This window comes from Bacillus sp. FSL K6-0042, assembly GCF_038006685.1.
GTDB classification, from domain to species: domain Bacteria; phylum Bacillota; class Bacilli; order Bacillales; family Bacillaceae_G; genus Bacillus_A; species Bacillus_A pseudomycoides.
The window spans coordinates 1,527,935-1,548,692 of the sequence record NZ_JBBOVS010000001.1 but is presented as its reverse complement, the minus strand read 5'-3'; the positions used below and the strand labels follow the sequence as shown (position 1 = coordinate 1,548,692).

General features: G+C 35.4%; 23 protein-coding genes and 3 pseudogenes. 18 read left to right on the top strand and 8 right to left on the bottom strand.

The window, feature by feature from the left end; all coding sequences use genetic code 11:
• Positions 1-203 precede the first annotated feature (203 nt).
• The 4 genes from MHH45_RS08080 to MHH45_RS08065 all read right to left on the bottom strand — a co-directional run bounded on the left by MHH45_RS08080 (position 204) and on the right by MHH45_RS08065 (position 4,733).
• Positions 204-584, bottom strand: coding sequence for a DUF6262 family protein (locus MHH45_RS08080; RefSeq protein ID WP_016132679.1), 381 nt, complete (start codon positions 582-584; stop codon positions 204-206).
• On the bottom strand, positions 577-2,691 hold the full coding sequence (locus MHH45_RS08075; RefSeq protein WP_088094062.1) for a tyrosine-type recombinase/integrase: 2,115 nt from the start codon (positions 2,689-2,691) through the stop codon (positions 577-579). The genes MHH45_RS08080 and MHH45_RS08075 overlap by 8 nt, the downstream gene beginning before the upstream one ends.
• Positions 2,688-3,821 carry a tyrosine-type recombinase/integrase gene (locus tag MHH45_RS08070; protein ID WP_088094063.1) on the bottom strand — a complete coding sequence of 378 codons (1,134 nt, stop codon included), beginning with the start codon at positions 3,819-3,821 and terminating at the stop codon, positions 2,688-2,690. The genes MHH45_RS08075 and MHH45_RS08070 overlap by 4 nt, the downstream gene beginning before the upstream one ends.
• 234 nt (positions 3,822-4,055) lie before the next feature.
• Positions 4,056-4,733, bottom strand: coding sequence for a DUF421 domain-containing protein (locus tag MHH45_RS08065; RefSeq protein WP_016114189.1), 678 nt, complete (start codon positions 4,731-4,733; stop codon positions 4,056-4,058).
• A gap of 205 nt (positions 4,734-4,938) precedes the next feature.
• Here MHH45_RS08065 and MHH45_RS08060 point away from each other — a divergent pair, with 205 nt between their 5' ends.
• The 10 genes and pseudogenes from MHH45_RS08060 to MHH45_RS08015 all read left to right on the top strand — a co-directional run bounded on the left by MHH45_RS08060 (position 4,939) and on the right by MHH45_RS08015 (position 12,716).
• On the top strand, positions 4,939-5,517 hold the full coding sequence (locus MHH45_RS08060) for a YdcF family protein (RefSeq protein ID WP_033671070.1): 579 nt from the start codon (positions 4,939-4,941) through the stop codon (positions 5,515-5,517).
• Between the two features lie 112 nt (positions 5,518-5,629).
• Entirely contained in the window at positions 5,630-5,947 is a 318-nt protein-coding gene (locus MHH45_RS08055; protein WP_018764335.1) for a DUF4870 domain-containing protein, read from the top strand.
• Positions 5,948-6,298: 351 nt separating this feature from the next.
• Positions 6,299-7,033, top strand: a complete 735-nt coding sequence (gene nfsA, locus MHH45_RS08050; protein ID WP_016114191.1) for an oxygen-insensitive NADPH nitroreductase — start codon at positions 6,299-6,301, stop codon at positions 7,031-7,033.
• A gap of 101 nt (positions 7,034-7,134) precedes the next feature.
• On the top strand, positions 7,135-7,719 hold the full coding sequence (locus MHH45_RS08045; RefSeq protein WP_033671071.1) for a DJ-1/PfpI family protein: 585 nt from the start codon (positions 7,135-7,137) through the stop codon (positions 7,717-7,719).
• 131 nt (positions 7,720-7,850) lie between these two features.
• A complete protein-coding gene (locus tag MHH45_RS08040; RefSeq protein ID WP_016114193.1) occupies positions 7,851-8,822 on the top strand; it encodes an ArsR/SmtB family transcription factor in 972 nt (323 codons plus the stop codon).
• A complete protein-coding gene (locus MHH45_RS08035; protein ID WP_016114194.1) occupies positions 8,813-9,622 on the top strand; it encodes an ABC transporter permease in 810 nt (269 codons plus the stop codon). Before MHH45_RS08040 ends, MHH45_RS08035 begins: the two co-directional genes overlap by 10 nt.
• Before the next feature lie 11 nt (positions 9,623-9,633).
• Positions 9,634-10,617: pseudogene (locus MHH45_RS08030) on the top strand (ABC transporter ATP-binding protein).
• Positions 10,618-10,619: 2 nt separating this feature from the next.
• A complete protein-coding gene (locus tag MHH45_RS08025; protein ID WP_088094064.1) occupies positions 10,620-11,417 on the top strand; it encodes an ABC transporter permease in 798 nt (265 codons plus the stop codon).
• A 17-nt stretch (positions 11,418-11,434) separates the two neighbouring features.
• Positions 11,435-11,863, top strand: coding sequence for an NUDIX hydrolase (locus tag MHH45_RS08020; RefSeq protein ID WP_077295296.1), 429 nt, complete (start codon positions 11,435-11,437; stop codon positions 11,861-11,863).
• A 31-nt stretch (positions 11,864-11,894) separates the two neighbouring features.
• The gene (locus MHH45_RS08015; RefSeq protein WP_016114199.1) at positions 11,895-12,716 is read left to right on the top strand and encodes a GNAT family N-acetyltransferase; all 822 of its coding nucleotides are present in this window, start codon (positions 11,895-11,897) and stop codon (positions 12,714-12,716) included.
• Between the two features lie 84 nt (positions 12,717-12,800).
• On the opposite strand, the gene MHH45_RS08010 is transcribed toward MHH45_RS08015, so the two are convergent.
• The gene (locus tag MHH45_RS08010; RefSeq protein ID WP_016114200.1) at positions 12,801-13,271 is read right to left on the bottom strand and encodes a VOC family protein; all 471 of its coding nucleotides are present in this window, start codon (positions 13,269-13,271) and stop codon (positions 12,801-12,803) included.
• Between the two features lie 137 nt (positions 13,272-13,408).
• Positions 13,409-14,011 carry an HD domain-containing protein gene (locus MHH45_RS08005; RefSeq protein ID WP_016114201.1) on the bottom strand — a complete coding sequence of 201 codons (603 nt, stop codon included), beginning with the start codon at positions 14,009-14,011 and terminating at the stop codon, positions 13,409-13,411.
• A gap of 180 nt (positions 14,012-14,191) precedes the next feature.
• On the opposite strand from MHH45_RS08005, the gene MHH45_RS08000 reads away from it, so the two are divergent.
• From MHH45_RS08000 to MHH45_RS07975, 6 genes and pseudogenes are all read left to right on the top strand, one after another.
• On the top strand, positions 14,192-15,091 hold the full coding sequence (locus MHH45_RS08000) for a DNA-binding domain-containing protein (RefSeq protein WP_016114202.1): 900 nt from the start codon (positions 14,192-14,194) through the stop codon (positions 15,089-15,091).
• A 236-nt stretch (positions 15,092-15,327) separates the two neighbouring features.
• A pseudogene (locus MHH45_RS07995) lies at positions 15,328-15,473 on the top strand (alanyl-tRNA editing protein); the annotation flags it as partial.
• Positions 15,474-15,584: 111 nt separating this feature from the next.
• A complete protein-coding gene (locus MHH45_RS07990) occupies positions 15,585-16,415 on the top strand; it encodes a TrmB family transcriptional regulator (protein WP_016114203.1) in 831 nt (276 codons plus the stop codon).
• Positions 16,415-17,140: an AzlC family ABC transporter permease gene (locus tag MHH45_RS07985; RefSeq protein WP_016114204.1), complete on the top strand. Its 726-nt coding sequence runs from the start codon at positions 16,415-16,417 to the stop codon at positions 17,138-17,140. Before MHH45_RS07990 ends, MHH45_RS07985 begins: the two co-directional genes overlap by 1 nt.
• The gene (locus MHH45_RS07980; protein WP_016114205.1) at positions 17,131-17,442 is read left to right on the top strand and encodes an AzlD domain-containing protein; all 312 of its coding nucleotides are present in this window, start codon (positions 17,131-17,133) and stop codon (positions 17,440-17,442) included. Before MHH45_RS07985 ends, MHH45_RS07980 begins: the two co-directional genes overlap by 10 nt.
• 62 nt (positions 17,443-17,504) lie before the next feature.
• A complete protein-coding gene (locus MHH45_RS07975; RefSeq protein WP_016114206.1) occupies positions 17,505-17,675 on the top strand; it encodes a DUF3951 domain-containing protein in 171 nt (56 codons plus the stop codon).
• A 214-nt stretch (positions 17,676-17,889) separates the two neighbouring features.
• Here MHH45_RS07975 and MHH45_RS07970 read toward each other — a convergent pair whose 3' ends face one another.
• Positions 17,890-18,033 carry a hypothetical protein gene (locus MHH45_RS07970; RefSeq protein ID WP_242227049.1) on the bottom strand — a complete coding sequence of 48 codons (144 nt, stop codon included), beginning with the start codon at positions 18,031-18,033 and terminating at the stop codon, positions 17,890-17,892.
• A 658-nt stretch (positions 18,034-18,691) separates the two neighbouring features.
• On the opposite strand from MHH45_RS07970, the gene MHH45_RS07965 reads away from it, so the two are divergent.
• Positions 18,692-19,903: an IS110 family transposase gene (locus tag MHH45_RS07965; protein ID WP_016132771.1), complete on the top strand. Its 1,212-nt coding sequence runs from the start codon at positions 18,692-18,694 to the stop codon at positions 19,901-19,903.
• Positions 19,904-20,051: 148 nt separating this feature from the next.
• On the opposite strand, the pseudogene MHH45_RS07960 reads toward MHH45_RS07965, so the two are convergent.
• Positions 20,052-20,362, bottom strand: a pseudogene (locus MHH45_RS07960) (IS4 family transposase); the annotation flags it as partial.
• An 82-nt stretch (positions 20,363-20,444) separates the two neighbouring features.
• On the opposite strand from MHH45_RS07960, the gene MHH45_RS07955 reads away from it, so the two are divergent.
• Positions 20,445-20,741, top strand: coding sequence for a WXG100 family type VII secretion target (locus MHH45_RS07955; RefSeq protein ID WP_016114207.1), 297 nt, complete (start codon positions 20,445-20,447; stop codon positions 20,739-20,741).
• Positions 20,742-20,758 lie beyond the last annotated feature (17 nt).

Here is a 20,758-nt window from a genome sequence, read left to right as displayed (position 1 = left end):
CTCTCCCTCATTTCCATTAGACAAAATGTATATTCACTATCCAGTCTAATACTTTATTTTAATAAAACCCTTATCATGAAATATAAACGATTCGTTAGTCTAAATCTATATTCTAGTTAATAAAACAAATACAAATAGTAATATCCAATTAGACCAAGGAGGTTCAGTCTAAAACATTTTTCAAACTGAACACTCCTCATATCCTAAATTTTTTTGTATACATCTGCATAAGCAACCTTCAATTGCTCACGCAGTTGTTTTTTCTCTTCTTCTAACTTCTTAATCTTACGTTTCAAAGAGGCGATAATTGCATCTTTATTGTTTTCATCTATCTCACGCTTGATTTGTTTTGGCGTAGGAGCTTCCGCTTGTTGCTGGCGCAGGCTCTCAATCCGTTCACGCAGTTCACGGTTATTGTATAGCGTGGCTTTTGCTACGCCAGCCTCGCTTGCCACACTATTAAAATTGATAGGATCATTGGCTCGCACGAGCCTTTGGATGGCTTTATCCACCTTTTGCGAAGTAGTCGCTTTTCTTGATGCATGAATTGCTTTTAAATGTTCTTTACGGTCATAGTTAACCATTTTCTACACCTTGCTTTCGCTTCATTCGTTCCATTCTGCCGAAGATAACGTTCCCTTCCTGGAGCTTGCTTAAAATCTCTTCATAACGCTTCAAATTTCTAGAACCCTTTTCCACAATGTCTTCACGTCCATACTGTTTTGCCAATTCCATATTTCTGGAGGTTCTTTTGATATGATCCTCATATTTCCCGATATCGAAATCGGAAAAGCCAATTGCTAGGTCCTTACAAGGAGTGCCTTCCTTACCACACGTTAAACAAGGCGCTTCCTCCAAATAAGCACAGCCGCCACTTAAACGAGCGTGACACGTTCCATAGTTATTTTCCATCGCATTTAATTTATGATCTTGCCAAAGGGCCTGCAGGATGTCCTTTGGGATATCTTCATCCGCTTTAATTTCTTGCACCTTACCATTTCTGTCGAAACATAGCCCTTTGCTAAAGACCGCTTCAAATGCCTTTCGCTTCGTGTCATCCAACAGTTTGGCATACCGTAAGGTCATTTCGGGCGAGGCATGCGCCAACAATTCCTGTACAGTTAGAATGTCTGCACCGCTATTTAACATTTTGACAGCGTAGGTATGTCGAAATTGATGAAGTTTAAAGTGGAACAGTTTTCCATTCTCATCTACAATGTTCTTTTGTTTTGCTAGTTTGTTTAATTCTCGTTGAATCCATTTTTGAAAATAAGGATTGCCTTTTCGAGAGCCACGATAACGAACGAAAATGAACCCTTCGGGGTTATTTCCTTGGTTGCTGTTCTCTTTGGATTTGTGAATGAGAATCGCAAGGATGTTTGCCAATTCTTCGTCAATTGGAATTCGGTGTCCTTGTACATAGGTTTTCTCAATATCCGTGACAATGGAGTATTTACCGTTAATCCGCTCCAAACAATTCGAGGTTAAACCTAATACATCCGAAATGCGAAGCCCTGTTTTGTAAGCAACCCATACCACAGGAACGACCTCTTTGTGTAAATCATCGATGTGCATAAAGAGCTGTTCTAACACATAGTCAGGAATGTAATCAATTTGATCAATCGATTTCTTTTTTAACTTCGGCTTGTCTTCTGGAAAGAGTAACAATTGTATACGGGTGTCAGGAGCGATATCGTATTCATATCGCTGGGTGTCTCTCAAGAACTTTCCTATGTAGGTCAGTGTAAGTTGTATATGGCTTTCAGGGTGCGCATTTTTTTGAGTCAAATTACTTCTTGTATATTCATGTAACCATTGGATGTACCGTTCCATATGCGATCGTTTCAACCCTTTTAAATTCGTCCATGAAGGTTCTAAGGAAAATATAAGTGACCAGAACCTTGATAAATGAGTTAGATAACCTTGAGCTGAACCCCATGAGAAATGATTCTTACTAAGTAAGCGTTGTTTGAAATACCTTTTAATATGCTGACGCATTTCCACTTGTTCAATTTTGGTGAAATCAAGGTAATAGTCAGGCTTGGTCTTGTTATAGTTAATTCCATATTTGTCATGTAACATTCGCACATCCCATCGATCTTTCTCCCATTCTTCACGCGTATCAGTCAGGACAAGAAAATTGGAATGAATAAATCGTAAAAAGCTTGCGATGGGTGCTTTATGTATATAAACGCCACCTGTCACGTCTTTTCTTTTATATTGTGTTGATATCCCTTGCTGTTCTAACCAAAACCACCATTCCCGTTCTGTTTGGTCGATGTCCAGATCAAGAAGGGAGAAAAGGTTAGGGTATTTTTCGTTGAGAAATACTGTTAACCTTCGTAAGAGCCTTGCTGGCTCTCCAAATACGGTGCTTAATGACCATTCATCCTTAAATAATTTCTGATACCACACATATTTTATTTCCAGGTTAACAGTCGCGTTATTGATTTGAAAACGCACATTGCGATTTGTACCTTTATATTTCTCAACCATTTCCTGAAATTGAGGAATGTTTTCCAAAAAGTCAACATTCCAAATGTCTTTGACCAAGAAGTAGGGATCCTTCACGTGATGGATGATAACTGAGTCATCCTTCTCTATGGTCTTCATGGGATAACCTGACAGGTCACGCTGCAATCGCTCATGAAATCCAAGTTGTTCTGTATTAACCTGATAAACTTGTTTCATTCTCTCCTACCGTTCGGTTCTTTGATTTGAAATGCGCCCTGTGCCTTTTCCCAATCCTTGCGGATGTCTTCATCCGAAGGATGAAGGTACAAATTCATGGTCGTTTGGATTTGTGAATGACCAAGGCGCTCTTGTACCTGTTTAATATCCTTCGTCTCCTGATAGTACATCGTCGCGTGCGTATGACGAAACTGGTGAGGATGGACATCGATTCCTGTTTTCTGACGCAGTCGTTTGAATAGAGCTTCTACATCCCCGTAGGTCATCGGTCTCCCCATGTTTTTACCGCGCAATTTGACGAACACAAAGTTGGTTTCGACGTCCAATTCGTCAATGACATCGTACATGTAGTCATCATATAAGTCCATGAGGTCCTGTGAAACAAAGATTTCCCGTTCCCCTGTTTTCAGTTTCGCACCGTTCTCTAATTCCCCGCGATCCGTCAGACGAATGCGATGCCCTTTTTGATGACTAAACTTGAAATCCTCTAAAAATAAAGAAAGCGTCTCTCCAATTCTTAACCCTGTCTCAAACAGGAGCTGGATGAGAAAGGTGTCCCGTATATTCGTTGTTGCTGCTAAGACCTGTTTCACCTGTTCTTTTGAGAGCGTCTGCACCCTCTTGCGAGGTTCTTTTACCTTCAATACATTCCGCATAGATAGCTTGTCCTGGTTGATATGATGAAGGAAACTCTTATACCGTGTTCTCCCGCCTGTAAAGACCTGACGTATCAATTTCTCTTCCATATCACGCGGTAACTCTTCATTCCGGTACAAATAGTCATAGAAGTTTGTAACAGCGGTGACCGTAAGGTTCACTGTCCTTTCTGTTTTCTTTGCCTTCACAGGTCGAAGAGACATTACCTTGCTGCTCTCATACGGATTCCGAAGCCATCCTACAAACTCCACCAAGTCCTCTAATCTTATATCTCTGTAATTTTTCTCTATCTCCTGTAAGTACAAAAAATACTGTTTTAGTGCATAACAGTACGTTTTCTGTGTGTTGTTGCTTTTCCCTGTAACATCTAAATACTTCAGGTATTTCATCACAGGAATCACAGGAATGCCTTCATTATCTACTAATATGTATCTCTTACTATTATTCTCTAAAAGCACCTCTTGGACCCTCATAGACATTCACCACCTAAAACCATTTTTTTTACGTTCGGTTTATAGACCTCACTACGCCTCCCGCTGTGGGCTTTGTCCCCCTAACTAACAACAAATTTTCATCTATAACATTATATACATAATAGACAATATTCGTAATATCTGATTATTCATTCCATTATGTATAAAAAAAGAGGATTTATGCTCTATATTGAACATAATATCCTCTTTTAATTATAGTATGTTTAAATGTATTTAAGGGGATTTCTTATTTTTTAGGCTAATTGCAAAAGAGCCTTCAGTTTCTTGTACAGAAGCAAATGCAATGTTTTTTATATCTTCAAATCCTTTTTCTAGTAACTCTTTCCGAAGCCATTTTTCATTTTTATGGATTAATTTTAAATTATCGTATTGAATTTGTGCATCAACGATAAGGGCAATTGGTAATCCTGCATATTTTACATCTATATGCATATCTTTTGGAGTGAGAGGAACAAGCTCTCTTTTGGGTAAAATACTAATGGCGCCATTCGCTTCTAAAATGGCATATTCGATTTCATGTACGCTAGGATATCCTGCTACGCGAAGATTGGATAGCAACTCAGCAATTGGATATCTACTTTTCTTTAGATTTTCAAAAACAATATCTCCATGTTTAATTAAAATAATGGGGTGACCAAGAATGAAACGATTCAGTTTATTTAGCAAGCTTAATTTTGTAATCAAGAGATGGAGGCAAGTAATTACAATCATACCCACAATGGCTTGCAAAGCACCATCAACAGGTATAGCCCGAAAAGCTAAATAAGATAAAAAGATAATGGCTCCAAAATCGTGTGGTGTAAGCTGTGCAAGTGCAGATTTTCCTAGCAGTTTAAGCGATATAAGAAATAATACAAAGAAGAATGTTACATTACATAAAAAAATAATCAATGATTACACTCCTTAATGCAAAGTTCCCATTATCAATTATATATACCTTATCCACTATTCCCTTTATTTATCATTTTAACCGAGAAGACCCCCTCCTCTAAACGAAGTGAAGGTGGGGGTAGTTCAATTAGGAAATTAAATCTATACAAATAATGAGAAGAATATTATGATGAGAAAATAGAAAAAATAGGAGTAAATGTAAATGATAAAGAAGAAAAAGATGATGAAGTATAGTTTAGTTGTGATAATGATTATAGTAGGTTATATAGGATTTTTACAATATAACATTTATAAGCATGGTCATATGGAAGCACCGAACGATGCAGACTACATGATTCTTTTAGGAGCAAAGGTGAAAGGAACAGAGCCTTCTTATTCTTTACAATATCGTATTGATAAAGCAGCGGAATATTTAAAAACACATGAACAAACGATTGTTATTGTATCCGGTGGTAAAGGAAAAGGAGAAGACATTTCAGAAGCACGGGCCATGAAAAAAGGATTAATGAAACAAAGTATTGCAGAACAAAGAATTATAATGGAAGATCGTTCTACAAATACAGATGAAAATATTGAATTCTCAAAGTCTCTTATTCCAGCAAATAAGAAAAAAGGGATGATTGTTACAAATGATTTTCATATGTTTCGGGCCAAAAAAATTGCTGAAAAACAAGGGTTAAAGGTAAATGGACTTCCTGCGAAAACACCTAAATCGATTATTATTCAGTCAAATGTGAGGGAATATTTTGCGATTACACAGTATTGGCTAACGAATCGTATATAGTAATGAAGCTTACAAAAATGTAATCTGATTGAAAGGTAAAACGATAGTTCCTAAAGTAGTGAAGTGCCATAATAAAGGTAACAAAAACAACGAGACTTTAGGAGTGAATCGTATGAAAGGCAATAATATTTTATCTTCACTTTGTTATTTTAGTATTTTCTTTGCACCGTTTCTATTCCCAATCATCGTCTACTTTATTGCAGAAGATGATGTGAAATATCATGCGAAAAAGGCATTTTGGACACATATTTTCCCATATGCAATTTTGTTTGGTGGATTGGCATTTTCAGGTGTATTCGGTTTAAGTTTTGGAGAATCCGCAAGTGTTGGAATCGGAATGATTGTAACCTATGTAACTTTTGCAATTGTAGGTATTTATTACTTTGTTTGGAATATTGTTAAAGGTGTTAAAGTGCTGAGAGCAGCTTAAACGATTTATCCCGCATTAACGGGCAGTAAGACCCCCACCTCAAGATTCAGAGAGAAACGAGGAAGATAGGTGGGGGATCAACTGTCCGTAAAAGCCCGATTGGTGAGGGCTAATAATCAGTGGGGGATGAAGAAACCCCCCCACTGATTAAAGTTTCACTTTATTTTTTCAAGAATGAAAGAGGACGAATGGTTAAAAGTTCGTCCTCTTTTTGTATAGGTTGGAAGGGTTCTGCTTTAATTGAGGTGAAAAAAGAGCATATTATATAGAAGTTTTTAGATGGGCATAAAAGTTGTGATAAATGAAAAGGATATGTTAATTTTTCAGTAATAAGAAAAAGGAGGCTTTACTATGAATGAGATGATACATAAAATGGAGCAACATACATCAGTTCGGAAATATAAACAAGAACCAATTCCTAAGAATATAGTGGAAAGAATGGTACAAGCAGCGCAATATGCAGCATCATCACATTTTGTTCAGGCGTATTCAGTTATGTACGTTACAGATGAAAATTTAAAGGTGCAATTGGCAGAGTTATCAGGTAATCGTCATGTGAAAGATTGCGCGGCATTTTTTGTTTGCTGTGCAGATTTAAAGCGCTTAGAAACAGCATGTGAGAAACATGGAACAGAGATTAAACATGATGGTGCAGAGGACTTTATTGTAGCTACAGTAGATGCATCCTTATTTGCACAAAACTTAGCGCTCGCTGCAGAATCACTAGGATATGGCATTTGTTATATTGGAGGAATCAGGAATAATCCAGAAGAAGTGAGTGAACTGCTCCATTTACCAGATAAAGTATACCCGGTATTTGGGATGACAGTTGGAGTACCTAATGAAAGTCATGCAGTGAAACCGCGTTTGCCAGTTGAAGCGATTTTACATGAAAACGTATATGACGAAAATAAATATGATGAATTACTAGAGGAATATGACCGTACGACTAATGAATATTATAAGGAAAGATCTACAAATCAAAAGGATGTAACATGGACAGGATCAATGAGTGCTTTTATGTCAAAAGAGAAAAGAATGCATATGAAGGAGTTTTTGAGTAAAAAAGGGTTTAATAGAAGATAAGTTAAAAACAAATCTGCATTAGCAGGTTTGTTTTTTTTGAAGGAGAAGTTTTGTTATTTTCGAATATGTATAAGTGTGTCGAAAATAAAGGGGCTGATGAAATGAAAAAGGCATTGTTTTTCCTATTTGATGGATTTGCAGAATTTGAAGTGAATTTAGCAAGTTTATTTTTAAAAAGTAAGGGGTTTGAAATTGTCACAGTAAGTGTAGATGGTGCTACTGTTAAAGGAGAAGGAGGTTTCCTATGTAAACCGCATACTTCCATAGATGATATAATTGCAAAAGAGTATGAAATTCTAATTGTCCCTGGCGGAGAGATTTTTCATCATTTAGAAAATCTTAAGTTATTATCAATTGTTCAAGAGCTAAATGAACAAAATAAATGGTTAGCTGGTATTTGTGCAGGAACTGCGTTATTACATGCAGCAGATGTGTTGAAAAATAAAAAATTCTCAACATCATTAACATCAGAGGTGGAACATTTAGCACATCTCCATAAGTGGGAGTATAAACAAAGTACAGATGTAACAGTGGATGAGAAAATCATTACAGCAGTTGGCTCTGCGTATGTCGAGTTTGCAGCTGAAATCATTAAACAACTCAATTTGTTTGATGAGGGAGAAGAGAAAGAAACACGCCTGTATTTTAAAAACATAAAAGAATTAAGTAAAAAGACCTTAGCGTAGCTGAGGTCTTTTTTATGAAAATATTTCTAATTTTTCATTGACGTTTACAGTGTAAGTTGTTAATATACTGAATAATTTTGCAAAATTATAAAATTGATTCGATGGAAATCGAATCAAAGAGAGGGGGATTTATGTTGCGAGTTACATCATGGTTTGAACGACATGTCAAAGTTGTATATTCACCATTTCGCGAAATGTTATTAAGCTTACATGTTTTATCTAATCCTACCCATCATGTAAAACGATTAGAGTGGGCAGAAAATGTATTAAATCAGATGGATCAGGAGGAAAAAGAAATATTATATGAGATTAATGAGAAAAGCGATGGCTGGTTACATTTTATAGATTGGTGCTCTGAGTTTCAGGCTGAAGTCTATGTTGAAGAAGGGATTGAAAAATTACGGGCGACAGACACCAAGAGATTTCAGGAGATGTTTCCGGATTTAGAGAAAGGTATGGTTTGTAATTTTTTACTTACGTATCATCAGCGTTATTTTGCACGTGAGCTGTTTCGCATTGAGCCGTGGTTAGAACAATCTGTATATGATGTGAAAGAAATAATCAAAAGGAATCCGTTGGCCCTTTCTAAAAGTTTGCATCCGAGATTTTTAATTGATGATAAGGAGATAACTTTTTTAAAAGCTCGTACGTGGCAATATCGTTATGAGGATTTATTAGCAATTACATTATATCCATCAACTTTTGTCGCACCTCATTTACTAATAGATAACCTTATTTCTACGCATATAAAAGTCTATTATGAGGTGGAAATTGCATCTTCATATACAGATGAAGTACCAAAGGATCTTTTGCGGATTTTACAAGCGATATCAGATGAAACGAGATTAAAAATGCTAAGAGATTTATCTTTTCAATCTTTTTGTACGCAGCAATTAACAGAGCGGTATAGTCTTACAAAATCAACGGTTTCCAATCATTTGAAAATGTTAGAGTCTACAGGTCTTATACAAAAGGAACGAAAAGGTTATTACGTATTTTATAAGACAAATCGAGAACGATTAGAACAAATTCGTGTTGATTTAGATCAATTTATGGATTGCCCAATTGTTCAAAAATTAGAGGAGGGAAGAACATGTGGCTAACGTTTATGGCTACATTTCGTCGTGATTTCTATACGATGCGTAGAGCGTACCCATGGTCATTTTTTCTAGGACATATTTTAACTGGTGTATATATCGTATTGTTTGCTTATTTAACGTATCATTTTATGTTTCAAGGAAAGTTAGATACTAATTTTGCAAAGTTAGGGAAGACGGATGATTATCTTTCGTACGTTATATTAGGAGCTGTTTTTTATTCATTTTCTGTTTCTCTATTAATGATTGTGAGCCGGACGTTGATAACCGAACTGCGTGAAGGGACGCTGGATGTTTTATTATTAACGCCATCATCTCGGCAAGGTTATTTTCTAGGAGCAGCTGCGCAAGGAATATTGCGTGTGGTACTTGAATTTATCACGATTTTTATTTTTGGTTTGTTTTTTGGATTACAGTTTCGAGAAATAAATATGATACCAGTGGTACTTTTATTATTTATTTTCTTTTTTGCTATATTCGCTCAAGCACTAGTATTGGGGGCTTTTATGCTCTATTTTCGTGATACATATTTAACACAAAATACATTGTTTATTTTTATGAGCCTTGTCAGTGGTGTGTTTTTTCCAGTAGGTTATCTTCCTGCATTTTTACAACCTATGAGTGTATTGATGCCGCTCTCACATGGTTTATCAGCATTTCGATTGTGTATGATTGAAGGTGGGAATTTAGCTTCCATACAAATTGAACTTATGTGGTTATTGGGATTAGGAGTTGCGTATTTTATTGCGGGTGTATATGCGATGAAACGCATGGAAAAGTATGTGATTGAAACACATTTTGCATAGGAGGGCTTATCATGATACAAGCAAAACAACTTGTAAAGCGGTATGAGTTAAAAGAGAAAGTAGGTTTTTTTCGTAAAAAAAGAAGAGTAGTTGAAGCAGTAAATGGACTAGATTTAACAATTCAAAAAGGAGAGATTGTAGGATTGCTAGGTGTGAACGGGGCTGGGAAGACAACAACAATTAAAATGTTAGCAACGCTTCTGGAACCAACTTCAGGTGCTATTGAAATTGATGGTATAGACAGCACAAAGCAAGATTTACTTGTAAAGAAAAAGATCAATATGATTGCAGGTGGTGAACGCATGTTGTATTGGCGTTTAACAGGTAAAGAAAACTTGCAGTATTTTGGAAGTTTGTATGGATTAAAAGGAGCCGAATTAGAGGGACGTATTCAGTTTCTCCTTGGTCAAGTAGAGCTCAAAGAAGCTGCTAATACACCTGTAGAATGATATTCAAAGAGAATGAAGCAGCGTTTGCAAATCGCAAGAGGTCTTATTAATGATCCAGATTATTTATTTCTTGATGAACCAACATTAGGACTTGATGCACCTGTAGCGAAAAAGCTGAGAGAAATGGTATATCGATTGGCGAAGGAACAAAATAAGGGTATTTTGTTAACGAGCCATTATCTTGAAGAAGTAGAGGAACTTTGTGATCACCTTTATATTATTGAAAAAGGACGACTTCTTTATGAAGGAACTCCCGATAAAATTATCCAGTCTATTGTCCGTGAATATCGTTTAGAAATTGTGATTCCTGAAATGAAGAATGAAACGATAGAACGATTAGAGTATTCTCTAGGGCTGAAGGGAATTCAATATGAAAAAGAACATACGAGTGAACATATACGATATGAACTAAAGGCATCTTTTGATATGACAACAACGGTTTTATCATTATTAACAAAATATCAAATTCGTATATTACAGTTAGAAACACATAAAGCAAGATTGGAAGATGCAATATTACAAATTGCAAATGAGGTGAGTGCGTGAATATGTTTTTGGCAGAATGGAAAAAAAGTCACCGCAATCATTTTCATAGTAAGATGGTTTATTTTTCTTTATTCATTTGGCCGGTTTTATTATTTGCAACGGCTTATTTTTCGGTGAAGCCATTTGATACTTCAAATACTAGCCCGCTTGCAAAATGGATGGATCCAAAACAGATTAGTTTTTTTCTCCTTACAGGTTATATTGGATATGTTTTCTTTTGGAGCCTCGTTCAATCGGCATGGCAAATGTCATGGGAACGCCAAAATGGAACACTTGAACTTATCTTTTTAACACCAGCATCGCGTGTATGGATGATGTATTGCCGGGCAGGTGCAAATTTAATAGAAGGAGTATGGATGTTTACGATGTTTTCGATTCTCATCGCATTGTTTCTGAATGACAGACCGATACCACCAGTTGAAAATATTGTAGTTGCTTTTATGATTTTATGTATTTCAGCTGTTGTGTGGGGAGGTTGCTTAAATACGGTTTTTTTATTTTCACGAGATGCTAGTATTCTATTTACAATATTAGAAGAACCGATGCAATTTTTTGCGGGTGTACGCATTCCCATTGTTGTATTACCACTATGGGGCAAAGTATTAGCAGCTTTGTTTCCATTAACGTATGTACTTCAAATTTTCCGCTCATTATTAATGGAAGGAAAAAATATTATAAATGTATTTCCAGAGTTAGGTTTATTAGCTAGCTTATTAATCATTTTAATTGGAATATCATATGTGCTTGTTCGAAAAGCAGAAAAGCATGCGAAACGAACAGGAAATATGGTTTTATTTTAAGGAATGTGGGGAGAGAAATGGGAATATTTCAAGGAGCAGCGGCATTATGTAAAAATAATGATGGGAAATTGTTAATGGTATTGCAAGGGCGCCCAGATGTAAAAGAAGTAGAACTAAAGTGGTCTATCCCATCTGGTGGGAAATTGGAAGAGGAAACATTTGAGGAGTGTTGTATACGAGAAGTGAAAGAGGAAACAGGATATGATGTACGAGTTATTAAAAGCGTGTATGAAAAGAAGGGGGATAGTAATGGATATGATGTTCATATTTTGTACTATGAGGTAGAAATAATTGGAGGAAATCAAGAAATATGTGATCCAGATGGATTAATTTATGAAGTGGCTTGGAAAAGCAGTGAAGAGATCGAAGGTATTTCCCTTTCTTTTCTAGAAGATAGAAAGTTATTGCAGGGATTCATAGATTGTACAGCAGGTGATGAAACCTAAGCGCTGATACACATGAAAGGAAAGAAAAAAGATGATATACGAATTGCAGAAAGACCAGTTTATGAATTGCAAACATCTTCTACAAAAGGAAAGGCATATAGAAGTGCAAGCTATCATTGAAGGGAATAATTCGGGCCGTATATTTGTTGACAATGCGAGCGAACCACGGTCTGGTTTAGTTTGGCTTGGAAATTTAGATGGTTTTGTATTTATTGGTGAGGCAAATAACAAAATGTTTAACCTTGAAATAAAAAAGGTTTTAAGGGAACAAATTGCACAAGAAGCAGCCTGTTTGGACTTGAAGTGGTTTGAAGGATTTGGTCATCAAGTAGGGTGGGATCGTACAATTAGAGAAATATTGTGTGAACAATCATACGAGGAATCCAATCAAAAAGTATACAAATTATATGAAAGTGCGTACAAAACATATAATGAACCAATGATTGATGAGACATATACAGTATTAAAAATAACGAAGGAGAATATTGCAGCATATGCTTTGCTGGAACAATCATTTTTCGTTTCACAAATTACATCATTTTGGAATTCGGTGGAATCATTTTTTGAAAAAGGAATTGGGTATGTGATTTTGCATGAGGATCAAGTGGTGAGTCTTTGTTTTTCAGGATTTGTAAGTGGGAATATGCATGCGGTAAATATCGAGACAATTTTGGAACATAGAGGGAAGAATCTTGCCAAGAAAGTCGCACATATATTTGTTCAAGAATGTTTCAAACAAGGGTATGTGCCCTATTGGGACTGTATGGAAGTGAATAAACCTTCAATTGCTATAGCAGAGAGCTTAGGGTTTACAAACATTTTTGATTACATTGTATATGAGTATCGATTTTAATTTGAATAAAGAAAATAAGAATATACTATCATTTACAGCGACTTAAATAGAGCAACCAAAAAGCTAGCATGTGTACCATTTGTGCTAGCTTTTTGGTTGCTTTTGTAAAAGTTGATCCCATTCTTCTAAAGAAAGTTTCTCTGTAATATGCTTTAATTCATCTGGAACATTAACGAAACTAATAAATTCAATACTATTATTATCTGGATCTTTAAAATAAACAGAAGCATTGCCTTGGTTAGGACGAACGAAAGGTTCGGTAGTCGTTCGACTACCGAATGGAACTGGTTCAATGTTTCGCTCTTTCAGCCACTGAATAGATGTATGAAGAAACTCGAAGTCCACTTGAAACGCAATATGGCGAAGAGAAGGATGATACGGAGTTTTATATTCTTCTCCTTCCCAAAGCCCAAGCCAACTTTGTTTTTCTACAATCCAAAAGAAGGCAGTATCCTCATATTTTTTATATAGTTTTAATCCTAATGATTCGTAGAATGGTATGGATCTTTCTAGATTGCGAATAGGCAAATGTGCTTCGTATAATCCTTTAATCATAAGTAATCCTCCTATTTGGCTAATATATTGTTCTTATTTGTAATTGTAATCCATATTTTTTTAGGTTAAATCAATAAAAAGAATGGGGAATTTTTCATACAAAAGTATGAAAAAAACAGCTCACTATTATGAGCTGTTTACTGTTTACATGCCTCAATATCAATGCCAGCAGCAATTAATTTCTTTTCGCCTTCTTGTTCAATCATTTTTTGTAATTTTGATAGGAATGAATCAAAGTCAGTATGTTTTGCAACTTGGAATGTCATTTTATGTTCAATTGGAAGCCACGTATCGATGTCAGCTTCGTTATGCTGAATTTTAACTTCTAGTTTATCAAGAGCATTTGCCACTTTCGCTTCGTACGTTTCTTTTGCTTCAAACTCCATCCATAAATCATACAGTTCGTCCCCGAGAGGACCTTCTAATGTATGTTTAATATTCAAAATGGCTTTTTGTTCATTTTCTTGTTTTTGTAATTGTAATTGTTCACTGTTCATTGTGTCAAAAGCAGGGATATCACCAGCTTCCGCTTCTACAAGGTCATGGATAATAACCATTTTTAATAGCTTCTCTATGTTTACTTCTTGATCTAAATAAGGCTGAACTAAAATAGCCATAAGTGACATACGCCAAGTATGTTCAGCAACACTTTCCTGACGTCCGTTTGAAAGCCAGCTATGTCTCATTTCATATTTTAGTTTTTCTGCTAGTGCAATGACTTTTAAAATATTATGTTCCATATGGATCCCCCTCATATTGCTATAAGTTAATCTTAATATAAAAATAGAATGTGTCAATTTTACACTTTATTGACTAATAATTCAGAAATATTATAAAATATTTTTATAATATTTTTTTATTTTTATAAAAGAGAAAGAAGAAGTTGAAATTGCAAAAATGTTGAGTGGGAGTGAATATAAATGTACCAACAGACGGCAATTCATGCATTAGATCTTTTGAAAAATATTGCAAATGGAACAAGGACTATTCAAAAAGTAGAAGAGGAATGTAGAAAAATAGAAAGAGAGTTCCATGTGACGTATGAAGAATTAATGGACTTATATAATAAAATGATGACTTTTCAAAGAGATGTTGAAAAAATGGGTGGTTTATTTGCATACGAACAATCTCAAATGATGTGGTTGAAATCTGAATTAGAACTTTTATATGTTACATACCAATTTTGTCAGCAGTATAATTTAAATATTGCAGGTACTTCAAAGGCAATTAGTAAGGAAAATTTGCAATTATTTCCGAAAACAGAAAGTCAACTACAGAATACGTATTATAAGTTGAAAAACAAAGAGCTATCATTTGAAAATATTAAAAAGGGAAAGCCAGGACGTAAGAAAAAACATGAATCAGAACAGTATGTGAATGAGAAGGAAGTAGAAAGTGTAGTGGTTCAAAGTGAAAAGACAGAAGTAAATCTAGTTACTATATTATCAGGGATTGTCGATAATTTTGAAACAATTGGCGCAGAGGGGAAAAAACAAGAACTATATCAATTTATGGAAGGGATTTATAAACTTTCGAGTATGGCGGCTGGGCATATAAAGGAAAATAATACACAAGATATACAGAAAGAGCTTCAAAATCTTCGTGCTGAAAACGAGAGATTGAGGCAGGAAAAAGAAGAGCTTATTTCTAGTATGGGCGAAATGACAAATCAAATGAATCGGTTTATTGAGAGTTCAGATATTGATCAAATTCGAACATTACCGTCTTTTGTGAATATGTGTAAACAATATTTGGAGAAAAGCAAACGTCAGCATGACAAAATGGATACAAAAGAACAAATAGTACCCATGAAACAATGAGAGCTACTTTCTATTGGTTTTTATGAAGTTGATAGAAAGTAGCTCTATTATTTTTTATCATTTCCGGCAGAAAACCTTCGCTGAGGATTAGCAGCGGGATAAATGTAATCAAGCTATCTTGTTTTAAAGATAGCTTATTTCTTGCTAATTGAATTAAGATTCAGAATTTTATTGACTATACATTTTTTTCTTTTTATATTAGTAGGTATAGTAATAACTACTAAAGGAGTAGGGGTATGACAGAGGCATTATTTTTACAGGATGCATATAGAAAAACTGTCAAACAGAAGTAACAAGAGTGGATGGAAATCGAGTATTTGTAAAAGAAACGATATTTTATCCAACTGGTGGAGGACAAGAATGCGATACAGGCGTACTTACATAAGGTGAGAATACTTTTGAAGTTGTAAAAGTAAAGAAAGCAAAATTGTCGTTTTGAAGTATGCGCTGTCATGTAAATGCAAATAGAGGTAAATTGAAGTGAGGGATTACAATGGATGACGTCATGAAGGAGTTACAAAAATTAGGATTTTCGCAATATGAATGTAAAACATACATCGGTTTATTAAAACATTATCCTGCGACAGGATATGAAATTAGTAAACAAACGGGTGTACCGCGTTCCATGATTTATGAGGTACTTGGGAAATTGATGGATAAAGGCGCAGTGCATTTAGTACCGTCAGAACCAGTTAAGTACGTTCCAGTATCGGCAAGTGAGTTAATGAATCGAATGCGACAGGATTTTGAAAAGTCATTTGATTTCCTTGATCAACAGTTAAATTGTTTAGAGCAGGAGCGTCAAGTAGATGTAATCTCTCATATTCGTACGGATGAACGAATTTTAAAGGAAATAAGTAACATTATTGAGCGTGCAGAAGAAGAGTTATGGATTTCTGTATGGGAACAGCAAGTGAGCGAGCTGGAGCCTCTTATTCACAAAAAGGAACAAGAAGGTGTACATGTTTTTTCGATACTTTTTGGGGCACCTCAAACAAAAATAGGAACAACATTTCATCATAATTATATGACTCCAGATGTTGTGAAAGAGCGGATGGGGGGGCATTTAACAATTGTTGCACGAGATGGAAAAGAGGTGCTTATTGCCAATTTTTCAGAGCATGGTACATCCTGGGCTGTTACAACATATGATCCAGCATTAGTGCTTGTCGCAACAGAATATATTCGTCATGACATTATGGTTGAAGAAATTACACGGGAATTTGGTCCTGATAAATTAGATGCATTATGGCGTGGTAATGCAGATTTAGTTCACGTCGTAACGGGTAAACGCTTGATGCATGAAATGAAGGGGGAAGAGTAATGGCAAGGGCTGAAGTACAGATGACAATGAACGGGAATGAAACATTTCAGCAAGGCGTGAAAGATTGTTTACCAACTGTACTAGGGTATTTAAGTATTGGTATCGCAGCTGGTGTAATTGAAAAAACAGCAGGATTTTCATTAGCTGAAATAGCGTTAATGTCTACTTTGATTTATGCTGGTTCTTCACAATTTATACTCGCTGGTATGTTTGCGGCTGGAGCACCTACTTCTGCAATTATTTTCACAGTATTTTTTGTGAATTTACGTCATCTGTTAATGAGTGCTGCGCTCGCCCCGTATTTAATGAAAGTCCCTTTCTTGAAAAATATGATAATCGGCTCGCAAATTACAGATGAAACATTTGGACTTGCGGTTCAGCAAGCTTCAAAAAAGAAGTATTTAAGCGAGAGATGGATGCTTGGTTTAAATGTGACAGCATATTTAAATTGGATCATTGCGAATATCATCGGTGGTATTTTTGGTGAATGGATACCAAATCCTCATACGTATGGCATGGATTATGCACTACCAGCTATGTTTATTGGTTTATTTGTATTGCAGTTAATGAGTAGTCATCCAAAGATAGCCATTCATCTTAGTGTTGCGATTGTGGCTATTGTAATCGCATATAGCATGCACTTTTTCGTTCCCGCAAGCGTAGCAGTTATTATTGCAACACTTACAGCAGCAACAATAGGGGTAGTGTTTGAAAAATGGAAGTAAGACTAGATGTGCTATTGCTCTTAATTGGTGCAGGGGTAGTTACTTTAATTCCGCGCTTATTACCGCTCATTGTATTTAGTAAAATACAAATTCCAGATTGGGGGCTAAAATGGTTAAGTTATATACCAATTGCTATATTAGCAGCGCTCCTTGCCGAAGTACTCTTTATGAATAAAACGACGCAATGGGATTATATAATTGCAGCAATTCCGACATTCTTTGTTGCTGTTTATACACGTAGCCTGTTAGGAATAGTGTTAACTGGGGTGATTGTGATTATTTTGTTACGTTTGTTTATATAACAAGGATTCCTTTCATAGTATATCGAAGAGTGTAATATCATGAATGAAATAGGGGTGGTGTTATGATTCTTTTAACGATAGGTGCTATTTTGTTTATAGTTTTTATCTTCTTCATCATTGGTCTGCTTACTTTTGCAATGCTTGTTAATAAAGCAACTCCACAAATTTACTACACACCTTGTGATTCCATGACAATACAATCTCATAAAAAAAATAGAGGAAAGAGAAGTTGATTTTAGGCTTTTCTTCCTCTTTTTATTTATCCCGCGTTAACGGGCAGTAAGACCCCACCTCAAAATTCAGAAAAAGTAAAGAAGTTAGGTGGGGGATCTTCGGCACCGGAATAGGGTTGTTTTTAGATACTTTCATTCTTTATTATTCCTCTAGTATTTTTTCGACGCTTTCATCACAACAAGTTCTATCTTTCGCAATTTGGATGGCTATAGCCTATGCACTATATCTATTCATTCCTGTATGGATGTAACGATCGTTTGCGAAATGCTTCCTTGGTTTACCATTCTGATACAGTTGAACCATTTGGTGCTTAAATTCCGCTGTAAAGGTTCTTCTTTCTCTTTTATTGTTCGTCATAGTAGATTCTCCTCAAATATATTAGTTGTAGTCTACTTGACCTTAATTTTTTTGTCTAGTTCAGTGTAGCCTATCCAAAGTCTAGGTGAAAAGTATCCAGATGTAGAGCGTTTTCTATGTGAATTTAGAAACTAATTATCTTATTGAACTTAATATTAAGTAAGAACATAAAAAAGGCGATTCCTTTGCGTACAGGAAATCGCCTTTTTCTTTATAGAATTCTTCTTAACGTACGAAATTCGCGTTTTGTTGGTGCTACTCCATGCCCATCAACTTAAGAACAGAAACAAAATGAACTTTCATTTAAAATATTTTCTGTCTTTAAAAATGAGCATACCAAATAGGCCTCAATGGGCCTACTTTTAAAAATTATGCAGTTTTTTTTGTTTCCTTAATCTATTATACTCATAGACAACACTCAAAACATACTAAGATTAGTAGTGTAGACCAAGGCATTGGTTTGCACTACTATTTTTTTATAGTAGAAGTGAAGAGTAGGTCGATTTGATATTGGGATCTCGAATCCGTACCCAAAACAGACCTTCTTCACTTACCTTATTTGAATCAGTTTAGTATGTTGGTCCCTGAGATCGTGTATAAGAAATGGGAATCGATAAGAGTAAGGTGAAGACTTCAACTCTACATGAGGAGGCAAAATATGCGACATGTGATTGCGTTTGATATTAGTATGGGAAAGAGTTATATGGTTATTTATAATGTTCAAAAACAATGTATTTTTGAAAGTGAAATAAATCATTCTAAGCCTGATTTTGAGGAACTACGAAAACGAATAGACCAACTTACGAATGAAAATAGAAAATCACCTCATATTGTGTTCGAAGCAACCGGTGTTTACTCCAGGCAACTAGAGCGTTTTATGCAAGATAACAAGTATGAATACTGTCTGTTGAACCCTTTAGAAGCGAAATTACAATGTGATTCCTTACGGATTCATAAAACCGATAGAAGCGACGCACATCAATTAGCTCTCACTCATTTCACGGCTTCCCGGAGAGAAAAGGTAAGTACAGATCACCTATTTTATCAATTAAAATCACTCTCAAGGTTTTACAGTGAACTGGATGACGAATTATCCGTGATTCGTAGTCGTATGCATAAAGTCATTCAGTTGACATTTCCGGAATTGGAACAGATTTTTACAATTAAATCAGATTTATTTTTAAACTTTGTTCAGTTGTTCCCTCACCCAGATCTTATTAAAAATCTTTCCAAAACGGTCATAAAGAATCGGATTCGTACGAATACCAATAAAAACATATCAATCAGCATTGCGGAAAAGAAAGCCATGAAAGTACTTGATGCTGCCAAGGATTCCTATCCAGCCGTACGTCAGGATGACGTTTTATGTGAACAACTCAAATCATACGCAAAACGCTATCAGGAGCTCCTTCATCAAAAAGAACAGTGTATCGAGAAGATGGTACGATTAGCTGAAAGTCGCACAGAGTATCCAATTATTCTTAGTTTTCCAGGAATCGGTCCCAATACGGCTATACGTTTGTTAGCTGAAATCGGGGATATTACTCGCTTCAAAAATAACAAACAACTCAATGCATTTGCAGGTATTGATATACGCCGTTTTCAATCAGGAAAAACTTTTTTCAAAGATAAGATTAATAAGCGTGGAAATAAACACTTGCGGAAACTTCTTTTTCTCATTATCCAGAACATGATTAAACAACGGCGTTACGGACAGAACCATATTGTCGAGTATTATGATAAATTAAAAACGCAACCTTATAACAAGTGTCATAAAGTCGCGTCTATCGCATGTGTAAATAAGTTATTGAAGCTCCTCTTCTACCTTATTACACATAATACACACTATGATTATCGGTTAACTACCTGAAACCATAGCCTAATTTATCATAACATATTTCTCCCCTAGTAAAAAAACTAAAAGATATTAGGGGTATTTCGTATGACTTTTTATTTATGGATATATGATATGAATTCTCTAGCCTTTACTCTGTGAAAAATCTATAAAAAACAATTGACTAATCGTAAGAAATATCAAAGACTGTTTTCTTCTCATACCTATGAGATTTTCGTCCATTCTTCTGTAGGAGGTGAAACAGACGTATTAAGATCTTTGTTATTTCTTGGTTTTTTTTTGTATGGCTTGATACAAAAGGTATAAATGATCTTGAATCATTCTAATTGTTTTATATTCACTTAATTCCTGTTGTTTCTTTTTTAGAATCAATTGTCGCATTTTGAACATAGTAAAAGAACATAAAAAAATGGAAATGGGTTTTCCATAAACATGACATTCTAATCGTTCTTGTTTAATATTTTGCCAATGATGGAAATTCTTGCAATAGAACGAAAATTGCTTTAGAATAATATTATCCGTACATATGGATAGTCAAAAACAAGGAGATGATTTTATGGCAGGAGCTATTACAGTCACACCCGAACAACTAAAATCTCAGGCGAAAATTTATCAAACTGCTTCTTCACAAATTGAAGACGCTATTCGTAAGGTGAATTCTATGAATGCAACGATTGCCCAAGAATGGCAGGGGGAAGCTTTTCGAGCTTACTTGGACCAATACAAACAGCTTGAAGGTAATGTGAAACAAATGGAAAGTTTACTACAAAGTATTCATATGCAGTTGACCAAATATGCAGATACTGTCGCAGATCGTGATCGTCAGGATGCAGGTTCGTTTGGCTTAAGTTAATTTTTTTAAAGGGGTCA